Source organism: Alloalcanivorax sp. C16-2 (assembly GCF_046507615.1).
GTDB lineage: Bacteria > Pseudomonadota > Gammaproteobacteria > Pseudomonadales > Alcanivoracaceae > Alloalcanivorax > Alloalcanivorax marinus_A.
The window spans coordinates 204,843-220,722 of record NZ_JBKFTL010000003.1 but is presented as its reverse complement, the minus strand read 5'-3'; the positions used below and the strand labels follow the sequence as shown (position 1 = coordinate 220,722).

The 15,880-nt window shown below is 66.1% G+C and carries 14 protein-coding genes; 8 read left to right on the top strand and 6 right to left on the bottom strand.

Annotated elements, in window-relative coordinates:
• Positions 1-62 precede the first annotated feature (62 nt).
• Positions 63-1,820: a hypothetical protein gene (locus tag ACLD02_RS14640; RefSeq protein ID WP_410299040.1), complete on the bottom strand. Its 1,758-nt coding sequence runs from the start codon at positions 1,818-1,820 to the stop codon at positions 63-65.
• 310 nt (positions 1,821-2,130) lie between these two features.
• Here ACLD02_RS14640 and ACLD02_RS14635 point away from each other — a divergent pair, with 310 nt between their 5' ends.
• Positions 2,131-2,964: an ion transporter gene (locus ACLD02_RS14635; RefSeq protein ID WP_203099919.1), complete on the top strand. Its 834-nt coding sequence runs from the start codon at positions 2,131-2,133 to the stop codon at positions 2,962-2,964.
• A gap of 14 nt (positions 2,965-2,978) precedes the next feature.
• Here the strand turns inward: ACLD02_RS14635 and ACLD02_RS14630 are convergent, their stop codons facing one another.
• The gene (locus tag ACLD02_RS14630) at positions 2,979-3,539 is read right to left on the bottom strand and encodes a DUF1285 domain-containing protein (protein WP_203099921.1); all 561 of its coding nucleotides are present in this window, start codon (positions 3,537-3,539) and stop codon (positions 2,979-2,981) included.
• An 18-nt stretch (positions 3,540-3,557) separates the two neighbouring features.
• On the bottom strand, positions 3,558-4,190 hold the full coding sequence (locus ACLD02_RS14625) for a TetR/AcrR family transcriptional regulator (protein WP_228462105.1): 633 nt from the start codon (positions 4,188-4,190) through the stop codon (positions 3,558-3,560).
• Between the two features lie 156 nt (positions 4,191-4,346).
• Here ACLD02_RS14625 and ACLD02_RS14620 point away from each other — a divergent pair, with 156 nt between their 5' ends.
• Positions 4,347-5,456: an aminotransferase class V-fold PLP-dependent enzyme gene (locus ACLD02_RS14620; protein ID WP_203099923.1), complete on the top strand. Its 1,110-nt coding sequence runs from the start codon at positions 4,347-4,349 to the stop codon at positions 5,454-5,456.
• 9 nt (positions 5,457-5,465) lie between these two features.
• A complete protein-coding gene (locus ACLD02_RS14615; protein WP_203099925.1) occupies positions 5,466-6,308 on the top strand; it encodes a hypothetical protein in 843 nt (280 codons plus the stop codon).
• A gap of 68 nt (positions 6,309-6,376) precedes the next feature.
• On the opposite strand, the gene ACLD02_RS14610 is transcribed toward ACLD02_RS14615, so the two are convergent.
• Both ACLD02_RS14610 and sodC read right to left on the bottom strand, forming a co-directional pair.
• On the bottom strand, positions 6,377-8,011 hold the full coding sequence (locus ACLD02_RS14610; protein ID WP_203099927.1) for a S1 family peptidase: 1,635 nt from the start codon (positions 8,009-8,011) through the stop codon (positions 6,377-6,379).
• Between the two features lie 329 nt (positions 8,012-8,340).
• On the bottom strand, positions 8,341-8,868 hold the full coding sequence (gene sodC, locus ACLD02_RS14605) for a superoxide dismutase [Cu-Zn] SodC (RefSeq protein WP_238400756.1): 528 nt from the start codon (positions 8,866-8,868) through the stop codon (positions 8,341-8,343).
• Positions 8,869-9,124: 256 nt separating this feature from the next.
• On the opposite strand from sodC, the gene ACLD02_RS14600 reads away from it, so the two are divergent.
• Positions 9,125-9,778, top strand: coding sequence for a hypothetical protein (locus ACLD02_RS14600; protein WP_203099929.1), 654 nt, complete (start codon positions 9,125-9,127; stop codon positions 9,776-9,778).
• Here the strand turns inward: ACLD02_RS14600 and ACLD02_RS14595 are convergent.
• Complete coding sequence (locus ACLD02_RS14595) at positions 9,754-11,403, bottom strand: FMN-binding glutamate synthase family protein (RefSeq protein ID WP_203099931.1); 1,650 nt, start codon at positions 11,401-11,403, stop codon at positions 9,754-9,756. The genes ACLD02_RS14600 and ACLD02_RS14595 overlap by 25 nt on opposite strands.
• Positions 11,404-11,584: 181 nt before the next feature.
• On the opposite strand from ACLD02_RS14595, the gene ACLD02_RS14590 reads away from it, so the two are divergent.
• The 4 genes from ACLD02_RS14590 (at position 11,585) to ACLD02_RS14575 (ending at position 15,863) form a co-directional block, all read left to right on the top strand.
• The gene (locus ACLD02_RS14590) at positions 11,585-11,935 is read left to right on the top strand and encodes a winged helix-turn-helix domain-containing protein (RefSeq protein ID WP_203099932.1); all 351 of its coding nucleotides are present in this window, start codon (positions 11,585-11,587) and stop codon (positions 11,933-11,935) included.
• A gap of 78 nt (positions 11,936-12,013) precedes the next feature.
• Positions 12,014-14,050, top strand: a complete 2,037-nt coding sequence (locus ACLD02_RS14585; RefSeq protein ID WP_410299039.1) for a TonB-dependent receptor plug domain-containing protein — start codon at positions 12,014-12,016, stop codon at positions 14,048-14,050.
• Between the two features lie 23 nt (positions 14,051-14,073).
• Entirely contained in the window at positions 14,074-14,595 is a 522-nt protein-coding gene (locus ACLD02_RS14580) for a hypothetical protein (protein ID WP_410299038.1), read from the top strand.
• The gene (locus ACLD02_RS14575) at positions 14,595-15,863 is read left to right on the top strand and encodes a di-heme oxidoredictase family protein (RefSeq protein ID WP_410299037.1); all 1,269 of its coding nucleotides are present in this window, start codon (positions 14,595-14,597) and stop codon (positions 15,861-15,863) included. The genes ACLD02_RS14580 and ACLD02_RS14575 overlap by 1 nt, the downstream gene beginning before the upstream one ends.
• The last annotated feature ends 17 nt before the right edge of the window (positions 15,864-15,880 follow it).

The window sequence follows — 15,880 nt, the reverse complement described above, 5'->3', positions numbered from 1 at the left end:
CCGATCCAAAAGCCCCGGCCGGAGCCGGGGCTTTGGTCTTTACGACAATCACGGTAATCGAATCAGGGCGCCAGGCCACCGAGCAGGCCGGTCAGCAGATCCGGCAGGTTCTCGCCGGCCTCCAGCAAGCACTCCACCGGCAGCGTCGGGGTGAACCCGCCGGCTCCCGCCTCCGGGCACAATTGGCCGGTCACCGGATCTCCGCCATCGCCGCCGGCGCCGGCGCCGGCAAGCAGATCCTGCAGCTGCGTCAGATTACCGCCGGCTTCGGTAAGGCAATCCAACGGCGTGGTGGGGCCGATTTCACCCTCGGCGGTGGCCGGACAGATTTGACCGAGCAACTGGTCGGCACCGGGAATTTGCGGGTTGTCACCGCCGCCGGGCAGCGGCAACGCGCCGGGCAGGCCTTCCAGTGCTTCCATGAAGCAGGCCGCCGGGTCCAACTGATCGGCGCCGCCGGCCACCGGGCAGAGAGAACCCGTCAGCGGGTTGTCGCCACCGCCGCCCAGACCACCGAGCAGATCCTCCAGCCCGCCGAAGCCGCTGCCCAGTTCCGCCAGGCATTCGATCGGCGTGGTCGGACCCGGCTCACCGGCCGCCGCGCTCGGGCAGATCTGCTCAAGCAACATACCGGTGCCAGGAATCTGCGGCGTACCACCGCCTCCACCGGAGGGCAGATTGGCCAAGGCTTCGCTGAAGCAGGCCGCCGGGTCCAGTTGCTCCTCCCCGGACGCCACCGGGCACAGGGCGTCGGTGAGCGGGTTGGCGCCGCCCAGTCCGCCGAGCAGGTCGGTCAGGCCACCCAGGGAACCACCGGCCTCGGTGAGGCAGTCCACCGGCGTGGTGGGGCCAATCCCGCCTTCCAGGGTAAGCGGACAGATCGCCGCCAGCGCGTCGCTCAGTTCGCCAGGCAGCTCCGGCGTTCCACCACCGCCACCACCGGGCAGCCCCGGCAAATCACCCAGCCCGGGCAGCGACGGCAGACCGCCGCCGGACAGGGCTTCCTCGAAGCACACCACCGGGTCCACCCGTCCAGTGCTGTCCTCCACCGGGCACAGCGCTTCGGTGACCGGGTTGGGGTTGGTGATCATGTCCATGATGGTGATGTACAGCCGCGTGGTTTCACTCAGGCAGTTGATGGCCATTTCCGGGCCCATTTCACTTTGCGCGGCCTGGGGACACAACTGCCCGGCGCCGCCGATCGGCGAGCCATCACCGCCGCCTCCGGGCAAGCTGGGCAGACCATCGCCTCCCAGGGAAGCGGCGATCTCGGAAAAGCAGGTGGCCGGGTCAAACTGATCCGCCGCCGCGGCCAGTGGACACAGTTGGTCGGTCAGCGGGTTACCGCCACCGATCAATTCCTCGACGCCACCCAGGTTGGTGGCGGATTCCTGCAGGCAGGCCACCGGAAAGCTCAACGGACCATCGGTGAGAAAGCCCTGGGGATCGGCGAAAGCCGCTTCGAACGCCGCCGGATCAAACAGCCCGGTGGGGTCGAAGGAAGCCGCCGCCACCGGGCAGAAGCGGGCCACCACGCCGTCCAGGCCGGGCACGCCGCCTCCCTCTTCCGCTTCTTGTAAACAGGCCGCCGGATCCAGGTCGGCGCCGGGCGCCTGACCATCAGTGGTGTCGGGACAGAATTCACCGGTGAATTCGCTGGTTTCATCCACCACCGCCGCCATTTCCTGCGGCAGTTCACGGGTGGACGGGGTGGGTGTGTTGGCGCCACCGCCATCACCCCCACCGCCGCCACCACCACAGGCGGTGAGCGCCAGGGCCAACAGGCCGCCGCCCAGCAAATGCTTGATATGGATATCCAAGGTCTACCCCTCCCTTATTATTGATTCTCGTCGTTATGCCGTATTGGGAAACACGGTATTTCCGACTATGGAAGGGATGACGCGAAGGCATGTAGACACGGGCCGTTGCGGCTGTGTAATGAAGCGTAGCCCTGGTAATCAAACGGTTAGCATGGCGCCACCAACAGACACCTTTGTTTACCCGGACACGGCTTTTCGGCACGCTGGTTCCAGAGCGCTTGTAGTCAGCCGGGGCGGAACAGGACACAATAGCCGGATTCCACGGCACCGCACCACGAACCGCCACCCCGGTGGCCCGGTAAGGAGGGTTATGAGCCCCGACTCCGCCTCATTGCGCGACCGCTGGCGCCACATTATTTTCGGCACCGACACCCCGGCCGGTCGTTATTTCGACCAGTTGCTGATCATCGCCATCATCGCCAGCGTGATCGCCGTCATGCTGGACAGCGTGCACTCCATCCACCGCGAGTACGGTGCCATCCTTTATGCCGCCGAGTGGTTCTTCACCCTGCTGTTCACGGTGGAATACCTGATCCGCCTGTGGGTCAGCGACCGGCCGGTACGCTACGCGCGCAGCTTCTACGGCATGGTGGACCTGGTGTCGGTGATCCCCACCTACCTGAGCCTGCTGTTCCCCGGCGCCAACTACCTGCTCACCATTCGCGCCCTGCGGGTGTTGCGAGTGTTCCGGGTGCTGAAGCTGGCGCAATTGATGGACGAGGCCAATCAACTCGGCACCACCCTGGTCCGCACCCGCCGCAAGATCGGCGTGTTCATGTTCGCGGTGACGGTGGTGATCATTATCTTCGGCAGCCTGATGTACGTGGTGGAGGGGCCCGCCAATGGCTTCAGCAGCATCCCGCGCAGCATCTACTGGGCCATCGTCACCATCACCACGGTGGGCTACGGGGATATTTCGCCGCAGACCCCGTTCGGCCAGGCGGTGGCGTCCCTGGCGATGATCACCGGCTATGCCATCATCGCCGTGCCCACCGGCATCGTCACCGCGGAGATGTCCAAGGCGCACATGGTGCGCCGTTACGAACGGGAATGCCCGGGCTGCCACCGCCACGATCACGACCCCGACGCGCGCTACTGCAAGCAGTGCGGCACCGGCCTGCCGAAGCCCGGGGAAAACCTCTGAGGGAAGGGGCCGGGCTAAAGCCGGCCCAGTTCGAAGGCGTGGCCGTCGGACTCCACCACCAGAAAGGTGGCGCCGTCGCGTTCTTCCTGGCGCGCCCAATCCACCAGCTGGTAGAACACGTTACGGGCGATCAGCGCTTCCAGGTTGTCGCGCACATGCACATAGGGGGAAGGTTCGCCGCTGTGCGGATCGGTCTCCACGCGCAGCGGATGTTTTTCGCCGGCCACCACATGGCTGTCCACGTTGGTGGTGAACACCAGCTTGTCCGGGCCATCGCCACTGACCCGCTCCACCCCGGTGGCCACGAAAGGCACGTCATCCACCTGGATGCGCAGTTTTTCCACCGGCGTGATCAGGAAGTAATCGTCGCCCTCGCGCAGCAGAATGGTGGAGAACAGCCTGACCATGCGATGGCGCTCGATGGGCGAGCCCTGATAGTACCAGGTGCCGTCCCGGGCGATGCGCATGTCGATGTCGTCATGACGGTCCGGGTTCCATTCGTGCACCGGCGGCAGGCCCTGTTCATCCTGATCGGCCTTTTCCAGCAGCGCCAGTAGTTCCTCGGCTTTGCTCATGGGCTCCTTCCGTCGGGGTTATTTGCCGCGCTGGCCCTTGTTGCCCATGCGGATGCCGATTTCCACCAGGAAGTCGAGGAAATCCGGCTTGTCGTCGATCAGCCGCTGGTAGAACGGCGACTGCATCAACGCCACGGCGCCATGGGCCAGCGCCCAGGCGGCGCAAATGTGGTACATGGGCGGCACGTCCTCCAGGGAACCTTCCTGGATACGTGCCTCGACAATATGAGTCAGCTGGGAGAAGTTGGCCTCGCGCAGGCGGTGCAGCTTGTCCACCAGGTCCGGCACCGCATGATCCTTGATCACCTTGTTCTCGAGCCGGTCGAACAACTGGTAACGGGCCGGGTCGCCGATGCGGAAACGAAAGTATTCGCGGGCCAGAGCTTCCTTGTCGCTGCTATCGGAAATGCTGTCGAAGACCTCGGCCAGATCCTCCTCGTAGCGCAGCATCAGCAACAGGTAAATCTCGTTCTTGGTTTCGAAATGCTTGTAGATGGTGCCTTTGCCGATACCGACCCGGTCAGCGATCATTTCCACCGTGACCCGATCCTCCCCCTGCTCCAGAAACAGCGCCAGGGCGGCGTCGAGGATTTCCTGCTCGCGTTGGCGGAACTCCCGCGCCTTGCGCGTCGCTTTTTCCAGATCACCCATCGACACTTCTCCTCAATCCGCCGCCATCGATGGCGACTGCGTTTACCCTATCACAAGCCGGGACGCTGCACGCCCCCGTCCCGCTCGCTACAATCCCCCGGGAGCGGCTCGCAAGCCGCGCCCCATTCGGGCTGGATCATACTCAAGGAGCCTCCCATGGTCGATCTCAAAGCGGAATTTCCCCTGCGCGACGACGTGCTCTATCTCAACCACGCGGCGGTGGCGCCCTGGCCACGCCGTACCCGCGACGCGGTGGTCGCCTTCGCCGATCAGAACATTCATCTCGGTGCCCGGGATTACCCGGACTGGCTGGCCGTGGAAACGCGCCTGCGCCAGCGCCTGGGCTGGCTGATCGGCACCGACCCGGCGGACGTGGCGCTGCTCAAGAACACCTCCGAGGGTCTGTCGGTGATCGCCCAGGGCCTGGACTGGCGGGCCGGCGACCGGGTGGTGATCAGCGATCAGGAATTTCCCTCCAACCGGATTCCCTGGCAGGCCCTGGCGGATCGGGGCGTGGATGTGGTGGAGGTGGACGTGAGTGGCGAGGGCGCCGAGCAAAAGGTGATCGACGCCATCGGCGAGGGTACCCGGCTGGTGTCGCTATCGTCGGTGCAGTATGGCGCCGGCATCCGCCTGGACCTGGCGCCCATCGGCCGGGCCTGCCGGGAGCGCGGCGTGCTGTTCTGCGTGGACGCCATCCAGAGCCTGGGCGCGCAGGCTTTCGACGCCACCGCCTGTTTTGCTGATTTCGTGGTCGCCGACGGCCATAAATGGATGCTCGGGCCGGAAGGCCTGGCCCTGTTTTATGCCCGCCCGGCAGCCCGCGAACAGCTCACCGTGCACCAGTTTGGCTGGCATATGATCGAAGCCGCCGGTGACTATACCCGTAAGGACTGGAGGATCGCCGAGGGCGCCACCCGTTTCGAGTGCGGCAGCCCCAATATGCTCGCCACCCATGCCTTGGACGCCTCGCTGTCACTGTTCCAGGAACTGGGCATGGACACCGTGCAAGCAGCGCTGCGGGAACGGGTCACCTGGCTGTACGAGGCTCTGAGAGCGCGCGGCGCCGAGTTGCTGAGCCCGGCGGACCCGGCGCGGCGCGCCGGTATCATCACCTTCCAACTGCCGGGCGAGGCGCCGGCGGACACCCGCGCCCGGCTGCAGGCCGGCGGCGTGGTGTGCGCGGAGCGTGGCGGCGGCGTGCGCCTGTCACCGCACTTCTATACTGACTATTCGGTCATGGAACGCGCTCTGGCGCTGCTGTAGGATCGCGCCATGAACTCTCAACGGCTCTACCAATGGTTGTGCGAGCGACTCCAGCGGCAACCGGAGAAAAGCGAATGGCCGCTCGGCGACCTGCAAAGCCAGCGCGCCCAGCTGCGCCCCTGCGATGTGCTGCTGGTGGACGGAGACAGCCGGCTGGACCGCCGTCTTAAGGTCCTTACCGGCGGTCGCTTTTCCCGCGCCCTGCTCTATATCGGCCGACCCCACGAAGTGGCCGACCCGGCGCTGCGCGCCCTGCTCGCCGACTACCTGCCCTGCGGGCCGGATACGCAGCTGGTGCTCGACGCCAGCCTGGAACGGGGTCTGTGGGTGCGGGATCTGAGCAATCTGCGCGGGCTCCATCTGCGCGTATGCCGGGCCCAGAACCTGTCCGCGGAGGAATGCCAGGACGCCCTGCGCTTCGCCATCAGCCGGCTGGGAGCCGGCACCCAGCATGGCTGGAGCACCCTGGCGCTATTGTGGCTGCTGCCCTGGCGGTCCCTGGGCGGACATTCACGCCGGCGCCTGCTCAACCGCTGGGCCAATGACCTTCTGCGCGCCATCACCGGCACCACCGTCGGCGAAGCGTTCGCCTTCATCCAGTTCCCGGTGCATCCCCTGGTCAAGCAGACCGGTGATAATGCCTCCCGCCTGCTGCGTCTTCAGCCGCGCGTGTTTCACGCCGCCGACTTCGACCACTCCCCCTATTTCGACATCATCAAGGCGCCCTATCTGCTAAACGCCGTGCCCGCCGGTTTTGGCGCCGTGCCCTGGAAGGGCAATGCTGGCGCGCTTACCCCGGAGCAACGGCGCTCCCATCTTTCCGTGGTGGATTCAACGGCGGACCGCGGCTAAAGCCGCTCCCACCGCATTCTTCCTCCGTAGGAGCGACTTAAGTCGCGATCAGCCCGCGCCTCGCCGGATCAGCGGCGGCGCAAAACACCCAGCCCCGCCAGCACCACCAGCAGCCAGAAACCAACCGGGCCACCGCCGCCGCCACCACCGCCGCCACCGCCGCTATCACGGGTGCTTTCGGTACCGGCCCGGGACGGCGTCACGAACGCCTGCGTATCGCCGGCGGGGAAATCACCACTGGCGCTGCCCGCCTCCATGTAGACCCGGCCCTCGCCGGTGCCATCAAGCACCAGGGTACGACTGGCCGTCTCGCCACGAGCCAGGTCACCCAGATCACAACGTACCGGCTGGGTGGCCGTGCAACCCTCCGGCAGGCTGCTCCAGTCCCAGCCGTCCGGCACCTGGAAACTGACCCAGGCGTTGAAGGCATCGCGATGATCCGCCCGGTTCTCCACCACGGCGCTGACGCGCACCTTGCCGTCGCGGCGTATCGCCGTGGCGGCCAGCTTCAAATCCGGCTGATCGGAAAACACCAGCTCCAGACTTTCTTCATTGGCGTTGTAATAGTCGTGCTCGTCACTGATCGGTACCACCCGCGCGGAGGCCGCGCCGGTGCCGGCGTCGGCGTGGGACAACCACAGCCGGTGATCATCGCCGGTGGCGCCGGTATCCAGGTTCTCAAAGCCCAGGCAATCGGTGTGATCCGCGAACGCGGTGCAGTCCAGGTTATCGGCGTAGACCGTCAGCCCGCCGCCATGGAAGATCCGCACGCCGACCCGGCGCGCCGCGTTGACCAGGCTGCGGTTACTGACACGGGTATCCAGACTCAACGACTGACCGGGGCCGGCGTAGCGGGCCTCACCATTGGTGTCGCTTTCCAGGTCCACCATGGCGCCGCCGGAGGTTCGCTCGATCCAGTCCAGGTAGGCACTGACCCGGGTATACACCGCCGGCACGCCGGAGGCGCATTGGCGGGTGCCGTAGCTGGTGATGCCGGCCAGCCAGACTCCGCCGTCACGGCGATATACCAGAGGGCCGCCGCTGTCGCCCCGACAGGTGTCCTGATCCACGCCGGCCACCGGGTTCATTTCACCGGCGCAAAGCTGGCCACTGCCCAGGTTATTCCAGTAACGGCCACATTCGCTGGGCGTCACATAGTCCAGCGCCGCCTGCCGCAGGGTCGGCGACATGCTGCTGTCCTCGGTCTTCCCCCAGCCCAGAGCCAGCAGGGCTTCATCCGGATTGCCCCGGCGCAGCCGGTTCATCTCCGCGCTTTTGGCCAGATCCAGCGCCACCATCGCCGAAGGACGCTCCAATTCAAGCAGCGCCAGGTCGTTCTGGTAGATATCGTCGCGGTAGCCCTGGTGCACATGCACCGCCACCACGGCGATGCGTTCCTCCGGCTGTTCCTGACGATTCAGATGACCGAGCGCGGCGAACAGGGTTTCCGGCTCGAAAGTGCCATTGTCGTCGCGAACGCAGTGGGCGGCGGTGAGCACCCAACGGGGCGCCACCAGGGTGCCGCCGCAGCGGGTCGACCCGAAAGAGGGGTTACCCGACAAGCTGCGTTCCACCTCCACCATCCAGGAAGGCGCGCTGCTGACCGCCTCGCCGCCGATGATACGCGGCTCTACCTGATCCGCCTTGACTGATCCGAACGCCCCCGTGAGGAGGATGAAGATTACGAAGATTGAACCGCGCATGGCCTTTTACCTAGAAGATATTCGTAGCACGCGAATACTAGGTACAGACCTGTGAAGAAACCATTAGCAAAAAGATGAAAGAGTCATACTTTTATCTTATTTGTGATCTATTTATTAGCAATAAAGTGGGTCAAATCACAGAAATGAATCGAAAAATATGAAACTCACCGCAGTGAAAAACAATGAAAGGCATTTTGGAACTACGAATATGGAACCAGGAAGGGTGTCATCCCGAGAGCGGCGCCGGACCCGCTAAAGTGCGATGAACCATAAAAAAGCCCCGCCGGCACACGGCCGGCGGGGCTTTCGGGTGGTTCGGGGCTCAGCGATTATTCGGGTACCACCCCACAGGCGGCACGGGCGCCACCACCGCCCAGCGGCTTCGGCTGATCGGCATAGTTATCGCCGCCGGCGTGAATCATCAAGGCGCGGCCCTTGAGGTCGTCCAGGTCCGGGCGCGGAGCCAGCACCGGCAGGGTCGCCTTGCCATCGTCGTCCACATAAAGCGCCGGCAGATCACCCAGATGCCCATCGCCCCAAGGGGTACCGTGGCGACCGGTCTCATCCGGATCGTAGTGACCACCCGCCGCCGCGGCCGCGGTCATCTCACCATTCTTCTTGGCCGGCTCGCAGGAGCCGTTTTGATGCAGATGGAACCCGTGAATACCTTCGTCCAGGCCCTCCAGTTGCGGTGTGAACACCAGGCCATACTCCGACTCGCTGACCGTGATCTGGCCTATACGGTCGCCGACGCCGTCTTCGTCCACGGCGTTCATGGGGATGGTGATCGCGGCCTGGGTGGCGCCAGCCAGAGAGGCGGCGATCAGACCCAGGGCGAAACGTTCGCGAATACGCATTGCTTGCTCCTTGCCAGTGAATACGTTGCCCCCGTTTGTAACGCGGTGGTCATCCTCGTGCCAGGGCGTGGGCGGCGGGAAGCGCGGATTTTTGAGTTGTTTACGTTCCCGCCTCCCAACCCGCTTGTGAGCCGCCCGGGGGCCCCCTACTCTGACTCTTCCAGGGAACGACCGCCACCCATGCAGGAGGCCCCATGGCCAAGCAGGCCCGTGGCGCGCGGCGCGGTGCCGCCCCCGACCCAGGCGGGGGGTGGTCATGATGGCGCGCGCGCCGCACCGCAATACCATGATCGTCGCCCACGACGTGCCGGGGCTGCACCGGCTGTTCGATGGTGATCGTTTGCGCCTGGCGGTTTATCTGTTCGCCAGCACCGTGTTGTTCGCCTCCCTGCTGCTGGCGTTTCTGCTCCATCTACGTACTACCCCGTCGCTGTTCGCCGTCGCCTCACGCAGTCTGCATGCGGAACTCGCCGGTGCCGGCGGTCTGGCCCTTGCCGCCGGCGCCCTGGCACTGAGCGGCGCGGAGCGGGCGGTGCACCGACAACGCCTTGCCCGCGGCCTGGTTCTTACCGCTCTGCTGATGGGGCTGTTGTTTATCGCCTGCCGGGCTCTGGAAGGCTATATGGAATACCGTGCCGGGCTGCTGCCGATTCCCGGCCAACCGTTCGCCTACGAAGGTCCCCGCCCCCACCAGGCCCTGCAATTCTTCCACTTCCACCATTTGCTGGCCGCCCTGCACCTGCTGTTCATGGTGCCCGCGTTGCTGGCCCTGTTACCGGCCCTCGCCGCCCGGGCGAATCCGCAACGGGCGGCGACACGGGTGAAGCTGGCCGCCGGCTACTGGGCGCCGGTGATCCTTGCCTGGGCCGCCTGCTACCCCGCTTTCTATCTGCTCGACCCGGTATGGTGACGGGGCCCCAAAGGCCAGCGCGGCCGGAAACTATCCGGGTCGGCCGCGTGCCACCAATCACCGTAGGGCGTGGCATCCGGATCATCGAGCAGGCTGCCCGGCTCCAGGAATGGATAAAGCCGGTCCAGGGTGACCAGCTCCGTCGCGCCGCGCCGCTGCAGCAGATGGCGCGGCAGTAGCTCCCCCGGGTGCTCGAGGCCGGCGGCGGCGATCAGCTCCGCCAGATGCTCCAGGGTGTGGCGGTGGAAATTGGCCACCCGGGGCGCCTTGTCCGCCACCACCAGGCCGCGCTGGCGGCTGGCGTTCTGGGTTGCCACCCCGGTCGGGCAGCGGTCATTGTGGCAGCTCTTGGTCTGCACGCAGCCCAGGCTGAGCATGAAGGCCCGCGCCGCGTTACACCAATCGGCGCCAAGCGCCAGGTTGGCGGCCAGGGTGTAGGCGCTGTAAACCTTGCCGCTGGCGGCCAGCCGTACCCGTGAACGCAGCCCGGTGCCCACCAGGGCGTTGCGCATCAACAGCAGCCCCTCCCGCAACGGCAGCCCGACATGGTCGGAGAACTCCTCCGGAGCGGCGCCCGTCCCCCCCTCAGCGCCATCCACCACGATGTAGTCCAGCACGATGCCGCTATCCAGCATCGCCTTGCAGAGGGCGAAGACTTCCCAGGGATGACCCACGCACAACTTCACGCCCACTGGCTTGCCGCCGGCGTCCTCGCGCAGGGAGGCGGCGAATTCGAGCAGTTCCCGGGGCGTGGAGAAAGCGCTGTGAAACGCCGGCGACCGGCAATCCTGGTTGAGAGGAATGCGGCGGGTCTCGGCGATCTCCGGGGTGATCTTGGCCGCCGGCAGCACGCCACCGTGGCCGGGCTTGGCACCCTGGCTGAGTTTGATCTCCAGCATGCGCACCTGATCCCGGGCCGCCTGCTCGCGGAACAGCGCCCGGTCAAAACGCCCGCGCTCATCCCGGCAGCCGAAATAACCGCTGCCGATTTCCCACACCAGATCACCGCCGTGGCGCAGATGGTACGGACTGATGGCGCCCTCGCCGGTATCCTGATAGAAACCACCCCGTCGAGCGCCCAGGTTAAGCGCCTCCACCGCCGGCGCGCTCAGTGAACCGAAACTCATCGCCGACACATTCAACAGCGAGGCGTCATAGGGGCGCGCGCATTGCTCCCCTCCCACGCGCACGCGAAAATCCGCGTCCGGCTTCGGACACGGCGCCATGGAGTGCGCCAGCACCTGAAACTCGGCGTCGTAGGCGTCCAGATCACTGCCAAAGGGTTTCACGTCCACCTGATCCTTGGCGCGCTCATAAATCAGCGAACGCTGGTCACGGTTATAGGGCCGCCCCTCCCGGTCGTTCTCAACGATGTACTGGCGCAAAAAAGGCCGCAGGAATTCGAAAAACCAGCGGAAATGCGCCAGCAACGGATAGTTGCGCAGTAGCGAATGACGCGACTGAAACAAGTCCCACACACCACACAGAGCAAGCCCGCCAGTGCCGGCAAGCGCCACCCAGGCGAGCCCGGAACGGGGTGCCACCACTACCGCGGCGGCGGCCAGAAAAGCCAGTAACAACACCAGAATCAGCGGCCCGAAGCGGGCCGACCTGGAACCACTCATGGATCGGTTTCCTTGGCAAATGGGGAACGTCATCCAGCAGGTTAACGCAAAGCCACCCACCTGCCGTCTCGGGATTGTAAAAGCCTCTTAAAGCCCAGGCACCGGAACCGCCGCCCATGCATGGGCGGGACGCCCCAGGTCGATTACACTCTGCCCTCGACGAATGCGGTGGTGGAGATCCATGGCGAGCAAAAAATACATCAAACTTCGCGCGCGGCTAATGCGCGACGAGGAAATCGCCTTTGGCCCCGGCAAGGCGGATCTGCTGGCGGCCATCGACCGTACCGGCTCGATTTCCGCCGCCGCCCGGGACATGGGCATGAGCTACCGGCGGGCCTGGTTGCTGGTGGATACCATGAACCGCTGCTTCCGCTCACCGCTGGTGGATTCCGCCCCCGGCGGCAAACACGGTGGCGGCGCCCGCCTTACCGATACCGGCCGCCGCGTGCGCCAGCGTTACCTGGAAATGGAAGCCGCCCTGCGCGCGCTCGCCGACGAGTTCGAAAAGGATCTGAACAAAGACCTGCGCTGATCACGCCTGGCAAGGCGGTTGCCCTCGCCGACCTCTTCGCTATATCCTGCCGTGCATAACGAATAGCCGAGAGCTTCCATGAAAAAACCGAATCCGCCGGCGGCCTTTCTGTGTCTGCCGCTGGCCTTGCTGTGTGCCGCCCCCCGGGCCGATGAACATCCTTCCCGTTTTGAACTGGGCGTCCTGGAACCGGTGGTCGTCGACGGCTCCCAGGCCGACTTCTCCGACGCCACCACCGAGGAAACCGTCAGTGCCGACGACATGGCGCGCTTCGACCGCACCGACGTCTCCCAGGCGCTGGAGCTGTTGCCCGGCGTCAACACCGTGATGATGGGCGGCCGCAGCGAGCGGCTGATCAATGTGCGCGGTTTCGATTCCCGCCAGGTGCCGCTATTCATCGATGGTATTCCGGTGTACGTGCCCTATGACGGCAACATCGATCTGTCCCGCCTGACCACCTACGACGTGGCGGAAATATCGGTGAGCAAGGGCTACACCTCGCTGCTGGCCGGCCCCAACACCCTGGGCGGCGCCATTAACGTGGTCGGCCGCCGGCCGCGCCTGGGCACCGAGGCGGAAGCCGGCTACGGCATGAGCTTCGACGATCGTTTCTCCCGCAATGCCTGGGACAGCTATGCCAACGTCGGCACCAACCAGGGGCGCTGGTACGCCCAGGTGGGCGGCTCGATCCGCGATCAGGATTATTTCCCGCTGGCCGGTGACTTCGACCCCACCGCCAACGAGGACGGCGGCCGCCGGGAGAATTCGGAGTACACCGACCGCAAACTGTCACTGCGCCTGGGCTTTACCCCCAACGCCTCCGACGAATACGTGTTCAGCTACTACAAGCAGGACGGCGAGAAGCAGACCCCGCCCTACGCCGGCGACGACCCCAACACCCGGGTGCGTTTCTGGCAGTGGCCCTGGTACGACAAGGAAAGCTTCTACTTCAATTCCAGGACCCGGCTGCATGAGCATCTGCAGGCCAAACTACGGCTCTATTACGATAGCTTCGAGAACTCACTGCGCTCCTACGACGACGCCACTTACAGCACCATGAACCGGCCCTACGCCTTCGACAGCACCTACGACGATTACTCCTGGGGCGGCAGCGTGGAGCTGGCCACCGATCTTTTCGAGCGGCACGACCTGCGCCTGGCCGCGCACTACAAAACCGATGTGCACCGGGAGGTGGGCGACATCGGTGACCCGGAGCAACGCTTCGAGGACCGCACCGTGTCGGTGGGCGTGGAGGATCGCTACGCGGCCACCGAACGGCTGACGCTGCTGGCCGGCGTCAGCTATGACCGGCTGCGCGGCGAGCAGGCGGACAATCTGGTCAACGGCGCCATCGAGCCGTTCGACCTGGCCTCCACCTCGGCGGTCAACCTGCAGGCCGGCGCGCTCTATGCCTTCAATGATCGGCTCAAGGGCCGCCTGATCGCCTCCAAACGCAGTCGCTACCCGACCATCAAGGACCGATATTCATTCCGCATGGGGTCCGCCCTGCCGAACCCGGATCTGGACGCGGAAACCAGCACCGGCGTGGAAGCCGGGCTGGCCGGCGATGCCCTGGTCGGCGCCGATACCCGGCTGCACTGGGGCGCAGCCGTGTTCCGCAATGAAATCGACGACAGCATCGAAAGCATCGCCATCGACAACGGCCTGTGCACCTCTCCGCCCTGTTCGCAATTACGGAACGTGGCGGAGTCGGTCCTGCAGGGCGCCGAAGCGGAGCTGACCCTGAACATCGGCAGCGCCTGGCAATACCACCTGAACTACACCTACCTGGACCGGGACAATAAGTCCGACCCGGAGGTGCGGGCATTGGACACTCCGCGCCACAGCGGCTTCACCTACCTGAGCTGGTTTCTCGGCGACACCTGGACGCTCACCGCCAGTGCCCGCGCCGACAGCGGACGCTACAACGACAGCGACGGTACGCGGCAAACCGCGGGCTTCGTCACCACCGGCCTCAAAGCCGCCTGGCGGCCGCTGCCGCAATGGAGGGTGGAAGCCGGCGTGGACAACCTGGGCGACAAACTCTACGCCTACGACGAGGGTTACTACGAGCCGGGCCGCACTTACTTCACCAAGGTGCGCTGGCGCTACTGATGGCCGGCCTTCAGGAGATCGGAATGAAAGTATTACTGGCTCTGGCGCTACTGCCTCTGCCCCTGGCCGCCCTGGCCCAGGCGGAGAACAGTGGTTGTGAAACCTATGCTGCCCCGGAGCAGGCGGTGGTCGAACGGTTCGCCGCTGCGTCCCTGCCGGCCCCGACCGGCGGGGAGGACGGCACCCCGGCGCGCCTGGACACCGGTACCGCCTACCAGGTGACACTGCAGCCACAGGCGCGGGTCCGGTTCGTCGCCGAGCCTGGCCGCCACACCCTGGCGGACGGCGCCTACGCCACCACGCTGGTGTTCCATGCCGACCAGGCCGGCCCCTATCGCGCCTATATCGACGACGCCAGCTGGGTGGACCTGGTGGATGAAAACGGCAAGCGGGTACCCTCGGAGGACTTCGGAGGCCGCCATGACTGCCGTCCGTTGCGCAAATTCGTGGCCTACAGCCTGGAGGCGGACCACGACTATGTGCTGCAACTGAGCGGCGGTACACGGCAGCGGCTACGGGTGCTGGTGCAACCGGACCCTCGTTGATGCGCCCTCGATCGATCCGATGCGCGCCGTTGCTCACCGGCACGCTGATCGGCTTGCTGACCGGGCCGGCGGGCGCCGAGCCACCGCCGGACCCGCGCCGGGGGGAGGCGTTCTTCAACACCGCCTTCGTGGCGGCGCCCTCCCCGGCCACCCTGCGCGATGGTCTCGGCCCGCTGTTCAACGCCGCCGCCTGCGACCAGTGCCACAGCCGGCGCGGCCGGCGCGCGCGGCCCGGCGATGGCGAGCCCTTGCCCAACGCGCTGGTGGTACAGCTTAGCCAGCGCCGGCCCGGTGGCGGCTGGGCACCCCACACCGCCTACGGCACCACCTTCAATCCCCTGGCGGTGGCCGGCGTGCCCGCCGAAGGCCGGGTCATCGTCCATTGGCGCACGGAACAGGGCCGCTACGCCGACGGAAAAAACTGGCGCCGGCAAGCGCCGGACTATGAATTCCAGGCACTCAGCCACGGCCCCCTGGGCCCGGAGGCGGCGTTCTCCGTGCGTGGCGCCGCCGCCCTGGACGGCGTGGGTGCCCTGGCGCGGATTCCGGCGGCGGTGGTGCTGGCCCTGGCCGACGCCGAGGATCGGGACGGCGATGGTATCCGCGGCCGGCCCAACTGGATTGTCGAGGACGGCGAACCACGCCTGGGGCGTTTCGGCTGGAAGGCCAATCACCCGGATCTGGAAAGCCAGATCGCCGCCGCCCTGATCAATGAGCAGGGCATCAGTACCTCGCGGCGCCCGGAATCGGGCTGCGCGCCGCCACAGAAGCGCTGCCAGGCGGCGCCGAACGGCGGCGAGCCGGAGATGGCCGACGACGATCTGGCCGCCCTGGTGGCGTTCGTGGCCGGGTTGGCGCCGCCGGCGCCGGTAGCCGGCCATGACCCGATCGGCCACGGCGCCGCCCTGTTCCGGGCACTGGGCTGCGCCGCCTGCCATCAACCGTCCATCGAATGGCGGGAACAAGGACAGCCGGTACGGCTGGCACCGTACACGGACTTGCTGCTGCACGATCTGGGCGAGGGGTTGGCCGACCATCGACCGGACCAGCACGCCGGTGGCCGGGAATGGCGCACGACGCCGCTGTGGGGGCTGGGGCGGGCGCGACGCGCCGGGCTGCCGGCGTGCTATCTGCACGACTGCCGGGCGCGCACCCTGGAGGAGGCGATTCTCTGGCACGGCGGCGAGGCCGCCGCCAGCCGGGACGCCTTCACCGCCCTGCCCGCCCCACGCCGGCGGACGCTGCTGGATTTCCTGGAAGGCCTTTGATTGGTCGCCCCCATAGC

Bases quoted from the DNA above. Each gene is read 5' to 3' on its own strand.
- ACLD02_RS14635 (WP_203099919.1), top strand. From the start codon at position 2,131: ATGAGCCCCGACTCCGCCTCATTGCGCGACCGCTGGCGCCACATTATT.
- ACLD02_RS14630 (WP_203099921.1), bottom strand. From the start codon at position 3,539: ATGAGCAAAGCCGAGGAACTACTGGCGCTGCTGGAAAAGGCCGATCAG.
- ACLD02_RS14625 (WP_228462105.1), bottom strand. From the start codon at position 4,190: ATGGGTGATCTGGAAAAAGCGACGCGCAAGGCGCGGGAGTTCCGCCAA.
- ACLD02_RS14620 (WP_203099923.1), top strand. From the start codon at position 4,347: ATGGTCGATCTCAAAGCGGAATTTCCCCTGCGCGACGACGTGCTCTAT.
- ACLD02_RS14615 (WP_203099925.1), top strand. From the start codon at position 5,466: ATGAACTCTCAACGGCTCTACCAATGGTTGTGCGAGCGACTCCAGCGG.
- ACLD02_RS14610 (WP_203099927.1), bottom strand. From the start codon at position 8,011: ATGCGCGGTTCAATCTTCGTAATCTTCATCCTCCTCACGGGGGCGTTC.
- sodC (WP_238400756.1), bottom strand. From the start codon at position 8,868: ATGCGTATTCGCGAACGTTTCGCCCTGGGTCTGATCGCCGCCTCTCTG.
- ACLD02_RS14600 (WP_203099929.1), top strand. From the start codon at position 9,125: ATGATGGCGCGCGCGCCGCACCGCAATACCATGATCGTCGCCCACGAC.
- ACLD02_RS14595 (WP_203099931.1), bottom strand. From the start codon at position 11,403: ATGAGTGGTTCCAGGTCGGCCCGCTTCGGGCCGCTGATTCTGGTGTTG.
- ACLD02_RS14590 (WP_203099932.1), top strand. From the start codon at position 11,585: ATGGCGAGCAAAAAATACATCAAACTTCGCGCGCGGCTAATGCGCGAC.
- ACLD02_RS14585 (WP_410299039.1), top strand. From the start codon at position 12,014: ATGAAAAAACCGAATCCGCCGGCGGCCTTTCTGTGTCTGCCGCTGGCC.
- ACLD02_RS14580 (WP_410299038.1), top strand. From the start codon at position 14,074: ATGAAAGTATTACTGGCTCTGGCGCTACTGCCTCTGCCCCTGGCCGCC.
- ACLD02_RS14575 (WP_410299037.1), top strand. From the start codon at position 14,595: ATGCGCCCTCGATCGATCCGATGCGCGCCGTTGCTCACCGGCACGCTG.